This is a genomic window from Rhizobium mongolense USDA 1844 (assembly GCF_000419765.1).
Classification (GTDB): Bacteria; Pseudomonadota; Alphaproteobacteria; order Rhizobiales; family Rhizobiaceae; genus Rhizobium; species Rhizobium mongolense.
Map to the genome: position 1 here is coordinate 1 of NZ_ATTQ01000071.1, position 6,164 is coordinate 6,164.

The window sequence follows — 6,164 nt, forward strand, 5'->3', positions numbered from 1 at the left end:
TTCGACCTTCTCGATTTCGACGGCCATGATCTTAGGCCGTTGGAATTCACCGCGCGACGGCATCTCCTGGGAGGGGCTGATCAAGAGCAGGGATGATGTCATCCGGCTTTCGGAGGAGATCGAGGCAGACGGAGACCGGCTGTATTTTGCTGCCTGCGATCACGGCCTTGAAGGCATCATCGCGAAAGACCGTGAGAGCCCGTATCGCTCCGGCCGGCGTGGCGACTGGCAGAAGATCAAATGCATCCAAAGCGACGGCTTTGCGATCGTCGGCTATGAGCATTCCTTTGTTGCGCGTGCCGGTATCGGTTCACTGCTGCTCGGAGCGCGCCAGGGCCGCAAGCTGGTCTATGTCGGATCGGTCGGGACAGGCTTCAATGAACGAACGGCGCGTGAGCTCCGCGAAGCTCTCGACAAGCTCAAGGTGAAGAAGCCACCGGTGGAATATTCCGGCCGGCGAAAATTATATCGTTTGGGTGAAGCCAACGCTGGTGGCCGAAGTCGAATATCGCGCTGGACGCATGACGGCAAGCTGCGGTAGTCGTCCTATAAGGGACTGCGCGATCCGGAGGAGAATGCCGGGATTTATGAGCTCGAGTGAGCTGAAGTCAGTCCCGTTTTTGCACGGGCGAATGTCACGTCGAGTATCCCGCGCGGACGCACGACGGTAAATGCGTCATTCCTTGACTGCCGTCACCAGTATGCTCACGAACTCAGAATGGCGACTAGAGCTTGTTGCAATTCCCCCTGAGACGCACATGTTTCACTCGTGGGAGGGAGCTCACATGCGCAAACTGGCAATTACGGCCTTTGCACTTTGCTCCGTTGTCGCAGGCCTGCGCGGACTCAGGACGATGTATTCATCCTCGAATGCGGCGTTTGGGCCAAAATCGCGGAGACGAACTGGAAACCTAAGAATGGCGATTCCCTCTCTGCGCGCGTCCGTAAGATACTAACCGCCGAGGGCACTGACGATTTTGAGGCCGGCTATTATTTCGGAATGTTTGTCGAGATGGAAACGCAACGGCTGGTTCCAGAGGCTGCCAGCAGTGACACTTGGCTTTGGGAACTGGCGCGACGCAAATTCCAACGAGAAGGCTGTGAGGGAATCAAATAGCCCCCACCAAAGCCTGAGACCGCCGCCGCGGTTGTCGTCTGGTACCATGCGCACTGGGCGGTGAAGTTGCGCGTTGCAACTTGACTTTACGCTCTCCACAGGGACGAGTTAGAAATGCGGCGATCTACGATGTGGAAAATAGCCGCCTTGGCCAGCGATGGAGTTGATCGCTCAGACAGATGCCTTCCAATCGTCTTCGTCATCCCAGTTCTCTTCCCCGTAACGGACAAGGCCGGATAGCGGTTCGACCGCTTCCTTGGTCGGATGAAAAATCGTCACGACTAAAGTCTTGATATCGACCTGCACTGTGGCGCCAACGTTCTTCGCGGCTCGTAAGATTCGCTCGATGTCGGCCTGGCGAAATGAAACGCGGCTCATCGCTCAGTCCCATTTCTCTCAAGCCACTCGGCCAGGCTAGCGTCGGCCTCTTCTTCCCGAGATACCTTTGGCTTTACGATCCGGGACGGCCTAAATGGCATCACGCGAACAATTGTTCCCTCTCGTTCAAGCTCGATGGTAACGCCTTCCGTGTTGGCAACTTCGGCCATGCGTCTCATCTCGGTCTGACTGACGAACGATTTCTTGGTCATGGGCTGATGTCCACCATGCTTTCATCGCGGAGTTGCTCGCCAACCACCGATTAGATGTTAAGGGAGAGCTGAGGCCCAAACGAAGGTACCTACACCAATTGATGCTGCGTGTCGGAAGGCATCAATAGCCGCGTCGGTAACGCCGCTGGCGGGTACCTTAGCCTTGGTGCGCCTGACCTTGGGGGTATCACTCAAATCAAAACCTGCCGTTGCCGCGCGTCGTGTCGCATTCATGTTGCGTGGAGTGGCCGAGTGTGAGGGAAAATCGTTTAAAATCAATAGCTGTGGTTTGCAACACGGCGCGACATGGACTTCCTCGTGCCAGGGTGCTCCGCTTCTCTCAAGCGACTGATATCTATCAAGAAATTTTGGTGCCCCCGGCAGGGTTCGAACCCGCGACCCCCTGATTACAAATCAGGTGCTCTACCAACTGAGCTACAAGGGCAATGCGTGCCAACTAGCAGATTCTTCCGGTCTGTAAAGAAAAATCCGGCCTGGGCGCGATTTCGTGATCGATCATAGACCCAATCCCTCTCCATTTCATGAACAAAATCTGAAGTAGCGATTCAGGAGGAGTTCAGCGCAGGAGGCGCAGATTTCGCTCACCTTCATCAAGGAGATCGGTCATGAGAATTGCACGTTTTGCCATTGCAGCGCTTCTGTCGCTCGGATCGGCCGTCGTTGCCGTCGAGCCCGTGGTTGCCGCTCCCGTATATGCACCTGTTGCGTCCACCGAAAAGAGCGACGTCGTGAAGGTGCACTACCGTGATCATCGCCGCCATGGGCGTCATTCGTGGCGGCATGAACGCCGTTACTGGCGCCATCATCCGTATGCCTATGAGCGCCGTCACTACCGGCCTTGGCGCGCCGAACGCAGGTGGAGGGAACGTCATTACTGGCGTCATCACCACCGGCCCGACTACTTGTATTTCCGCATCGACCTATGATCGCCCGTTGGCTTGTTGACGCCGGCTTCGTGTGGCCGGCCCTCAAAAGGGCGGCATCACCGGGTTAGCGAGAATGGGGCTGCCGGAGCAGCCGTCGATCAGCAAACGCGATGGAGCCGGTGCGGTTCCCGGCGGCTATTGCGAAGGTGGTGTCGGTGTGGGCGCCGGCATCACAGGCGCCAGAGGATCCGGCTGGCGCGTCGGCTGGGTGGGATCGATCCATATGATACTGAGAATGATAGCGACGAAGACTGCGATGAACAGGATGCCGAACATGAGGGGCCGGATTGCCATGCCGGGTATTTTCCTTCTCTCTTGCTGTTGCACTCTCTTTGCTGCTGCGCTCCGGCGAACCTTAGGCCAACCATTCGTTCATTTTGAGACGCCCGCTTATTTCTTCAGATGAAGCCGGGCGGCATACATCGCGATCGCAGCCGCATTCGAGACGTTCAGCGATTTGATCGCGCCCGGCATGTCGAGCCGCGCAAGCGCGCTGACGGTCTCGCGCGTCTTCTGCCTGAGGCCCTTGCCTTCGGAACCGAGGACGAGCGCAACCTTCTCGCCTGAGAACGTGCCTTCGATCGGCGCCGGTCCTTCGGAATCGAGGCCGATCGAGAAGAAGCCGAGCCGGTGCAATTCACCGAGCGCGTCGGCAAGATTGGTGATCTGTATATAAGGAATGAGTTCGAGCGCGCCGGAAGCCGATTTCGCAAGCACGCCCGATTCGGTCGGGCTGTGTCTTTGCGTGGTGATAACGGCGCCTGCATTGAAGGCGACTGCCGAGCGCATGATGGCCCCGACATTGTGCGGATCGGTGACCTGGTCGAGCACGAGGAGCAGCGGGCTGTCCTTCAGCGCCTCCAGGCGCCGGACGGGCAGGGGGCGGGTCTCCAGCATCACGCCCTGGTGGATCGCATCGGGGCCGAGCACCTTGTCGATATCTTGCGGCGAGACGATCTCGACCGGAATGCCGAGCTGACCGGCATCGATTTCGAGGCGGGCGAGCGCATTCTGCGTCACCGTCAGCTTGACGTTTTTCCGCTCGGGATTTTCGATTGCGGCGCGCACGGTGTGCAGGCCGTAGAGATAGACCTGGTCGGCCGTAAGCGCCGGCGCCTTCCAATCCTCGCCGCCGCGTTTGCGCTTCTGCGGAGGAGGCGTCGGAATTTCGCCGCGCTCGCGCTTGGCATCGCGGTGGGCACGCCGCAAAGTGGCGTAGTGCGTATCCTTGGGGGACTTGTCGGTTGCGGGCTTGCCGCCGGATTTGTTGTCTTTGCTCATGCGGCTTTATAACGGCCGTGCTTCACCGCGCATAGGGTTTCTTTGCCGGCGACGGCTTTGAACAGGCGATGAAATTTTTCGTGTTTTTTCTATTGTCTTCATGTTGACATGGACAAATGCTCCGGTCATATACGCGGCGCAGATCGAGGGGCGGTAACGCTCCTGGGTCTTCGAGCTTGGTTACGATCCAGACGAAAAACTGGAGAGATGCCCGAGTGGTTAAAGGGGACGGACTGTAAATCCGTTGGCTCAGCCTACGTTGGTTCAAATCCAACTCTCTCCACCATTCGTCACTTGGATCGGACCACCCCGCGGGTATAGCTCAATGGTAGAGCAGCAGCCTTCCAAGCTGAATACGCGGGTTCGATTCCCGCTACCCGCTCCAAGCTTTTCGATTCTTCGGCAATGCCGCGCATTCGGCGCACTTTTTGGGCCGTGCCTTCAAAGGCGCAAAATTTCTGTTTGAATGACGCGGATACCACCATTGAGAGGTGCCATGCGAAACGTGATTATGGCCGCAGCATTTTTGCTTCCCTCGGCAGCCCTCGCCGCCGAGGCCGTGGAAGTCAGGGCTCGCGACCACAGCTGTGGCGAACTCACGCAGTTTATCCGGCAAAACAAAACGGTATTTGTCCGAATCGGCATCGGCGGTCGCAGCTTCCGCTATCCGCCGGCGCGCTGCAGGCTCGGGGACAAGCGTTCGACGACCAGTTTGCGGGATGCCGGCGGAAAGCTCTGCGTCCTCGATTATGCCTGCGTCTATGATCCAGAGTCTTTTTATAACAAGATCCCGAATTAGGGTTGGAGCTAAGCCTCGCCACCAGCCGCCAAAGTTCGCAGCGCTCTCGCTCGTTTGGGAGTTGCGGGGACGAGGACAGCCTCAACGACGTGCCTGCGCGATCACGCATTCGATACCGCTGCCCGTTCCAGATTTTCCCCTTGGTTTCAACGATTTTCGCCGGGTTCCGGGCGAATCGTCTTGCTCGGCGCGAATTGTCTCCCATATGCGCTTGCAAGCCAAGAATGGCGTTCGCAATTAGGTCTTGCGCAATCCCGCCGAAAGCCTTAAACGGCGGCACTAAACCGGCTCGCCGGGGTCACCCATTTCGTTCACAGGAAGCATTCAAATGGCAAAGAGTAAGTTTGAGCGCAACAAGCCGCACGTTAACATCGGCACGATCGGCCACGTTGACCACGGCAAGACGTCTCTGACGGCGGCGATCACGAAGTACTTCGGCGAGTTCAAGGCGTATGACCAGATCGACGCTGCNCCGGAAGAAAAGGCCCGCGGCATCACGATTTCGACGGCGCACGTCGAGTATGAGACGGCCAACCGNCACTACGCGCACGTCGACTGCCCCGGCCACGCCGACTATGTCAAGAACATGATCACCGGTGCCGCACAGATGGACGGCGCGATTCTGGTGTGCTCGGCTGCCGACGGCCCGATGCCGCAGACCCGCGAACACATCCTGCTCGCCCGCCAGGTCGGCGTTCCGGCAATCGTCGTGTTCCTGAACAAGGTCGACCAGGTCGACGACGCCGAGCTTCTCGAGCTCGTCGAGCTGGAAGTGCGCGAACTGCTGTCGTCCTACGACTTCCCGGGCGACGACATCCCGGTCGTCAAGGGTTCGGCGCTGGCTGCTCTTGAAGATTCCGACAAGAAGATTGGCGAAGACGCGATCCGCGAGCTGATGGCCCAGGTCGACGCCTACATCCCGACGCCTGAGCGTCCGATCGACCAGCCGTTCCTGATGCCGATCGAAGACGTGTTCTCGATCTCGGGCCGCGGTACGGTCGTGACCGGCCGCGTCGAGCGCGGTATCGTCAAGGTTGGCGAAGAAGTCGAGATCGTCGGCATCCGCCCGACCTCGAAGACGACGGTGACCGGCGTTGAAATGTTCCGCAAGCTGCTCGACCAGGGCCAGGCCGGCGACAACATCGGCGCACTGATCCGCGGCGTGAACCGCGACGGCGTCGAGCGTGGCCAGATCCTGTGCAAGCCGGGTTCGGTGAAGCCGCACAAGAAGTTCAAGGCTGANGCCTACATCCTGACGAAGGAAGAAGGCGGCCGTCATACGCCGTTCTTCACCAACTACCGTCCGCAGTTCTACTTCCGCACGACGGACGTGACGGGCATCGTGACGCTGCCGGAAGGCACGGAAATGGTGATGCCGGGCGACAACGTCACGGTTGACGTCGAGCTGATCGTGCCGATCGCCATGGAAG

General features: G+C 58.7%; 7 protein-coding genes, 3 tRNA genes and 1 pseudogene. 6 read left to right on the forward strand and 5 right to left on the reverse strand.

The window, feature by feature from the left end; translation table 11 throughout:
• Positions 1–541 (forward strand): annotated as a pseudogene (locus tag A3C3_RS42385) (ATP dependent DNA ligase); the annotation flags it as partial.
• Between the two features lie 747 nt (positions 542–1,288).
• On the opposite strand, the gene A3C3_RS0136885 reads toward A3C3_RS42385, so the two are convergent.
• From A3C3_RS0136885 to A3C3_RS0136895, 3 genes are all read right to left on the reverse strand, one after another.
• The gene (locus tag A3C3_RS0136885; protein WP_022719469.1) at positions 1,289–1,495 is read right to left on the reverse strand and encodes a hypothetical protein; all 207 of its coding nucleotides are present in this window, start codon (positions 1,493–1,495) and stop codon (positions 1,289–1,291) included.
• On the reverse strand, positions 1,492–1,707 hold the full coding sequence (locus A3C3_RS0136890; protein WP_022719470.1) for a hypothetical protein: 216 nt from the start codon (positions 1,705–1,707) through the stop codon (positions 1,492–1,494). The genes A3C3_RS0136885 and A3C3_RS0136890 overlap by 4 nt, the downstream gene beginning before the upstream one ends.
• Before the next feature lie 369 nt (positions 1,708–2,076).
• Positions 2,077–2,152 (reverse strand) — tRNA-Thr (locus A3C3_RS0136895).
• A 181-nt stretch (positions 2,153–2,333) separates the two neighbouring features.
• Here A3C3_RS0136895 and A3C3_RS0136900 point away from each other — a divergent pair.
• Positions 2,334–2,654, forward strand: a complete 321-nt coding sequence (locus A3C3_RS0136900) for a hypothetical protein (protein ID WP_022719471.1) — start codon at positions 2,334–2,336, stop codon at positions 2,652–2,654.
• Between the two features lie 135 nt (positions 2,655–2,789).
• Here A3C3_RS0136900 and A3C3_RS46430 read toward each other — a convergent pair whose 3' ends face one another.
• The gene (locus tag A3C3_RS46430) at positions 2,790–2,948 is read right to left on the reverse strand and encodes a hypothetical protein (protein WP_022719472.1); all 159 of its coding nucleotides are present in this window, start codon (positions 2,946–2,948) and stop codon (positions 2,790–2,792) included.
• Between the two features lie 96 nt (positions 2,949–3,044).
• Complete coding sequence (rlmB, locus tag A3C3_RS0136910) at positions 3,045–3,935, reverse strand: 23S rRNA (guanosine(2251)-2'-O)-methyltransferase RlmB (protein WP_022719473.1); 891 nt, start codon at positions 3,933–3,935, stop codon at positions 3,045–3,047.
• A gap of 201 nt (positions 3,936–4,136) precedes the next feature.
• Here rlmB and A3C3_RS0136915 point away from each other — a divergent pair.
• From A3C3_RS0136915 to tuf, 4 genes are all read left to right on the forward strand, one after another.
• Positions 4,137–4,221 (forward strand) — tRNA-Tyr (locus A3C3_RS0136915).
• Between the two features lie 25 nt (positions 4,222–4,246).
• Positions 4,247–4,320: transfer RNA gene (locus tag A3C3_RS0136920), tRNA-Gly, on the forward strand.
• Between the two features lie 111 nt (positions 4,321–4,431).
• Positions 4,432–4,734, forward strand: coding sequence for a hypothetical protein (locus A3C3_RS0136925; protein WP_022719474.1), 303 nt, complete (start codon positions 4,432–4,434; stop codon positions 4,732–4,734).
• A 328-nt stretch (positions 4,735–5,062) separates the two neighbouring features.
• The coding region (gene tuf, locus A3C3_RS0136930) for an elongation factor Tu (RefSeq protein WP_022719475.1) at positions 5,063–6,164 on the forward strand (1,102 nt) is incomplete at its 3' end.

Bases quoted from the DNA above. Each gene is read 5' to 3' on its own strand.
- A3C3_RS0136925 (WP_022719474.1), top strand. From the start codon at position 4,432: ATGCGAAACGTGATTATGGCCGCAGCATTTTTGCTTCCCTCGGCAGCC.
- A3C3_RS0136900 (WP_022719471.1), top strand. From the start codon at position 2,334: ATGAGAATTGCACGTTTTGCCATTGCAGCGCTTCTGTCGCTCGGATCG.
- A3C3_RS46430 (WP_022719472.1), bottom strand. From the start codon at position 2,948: ATGGCAATCCGGCCCCTCATGTTCGGCATCCTGTTCATCGCAGTCTTC.
- A3C3_RS0136885 (WP_022719469.1), bottom strand. From the start codon at position 1,495: ATGAGCCGCGTTTCATTTCGCCAGGCCGACATCGAGCGAATCTTACGA.
- A3C3_RS0136890 (WP_022719470.1), bottom strand. From the start codon at position 1,707: ATGACCAAGAAATCGTTCGTCAGTCAGACCGAGATGAGACGCATGGCC.
- rlmB (WP_022719473.1), bottom strand. From the start codon at position 3,935: ATGAGCAAAGACAACAAATCCGGCGGCAAGCCCGCAACCGACAAGTCC.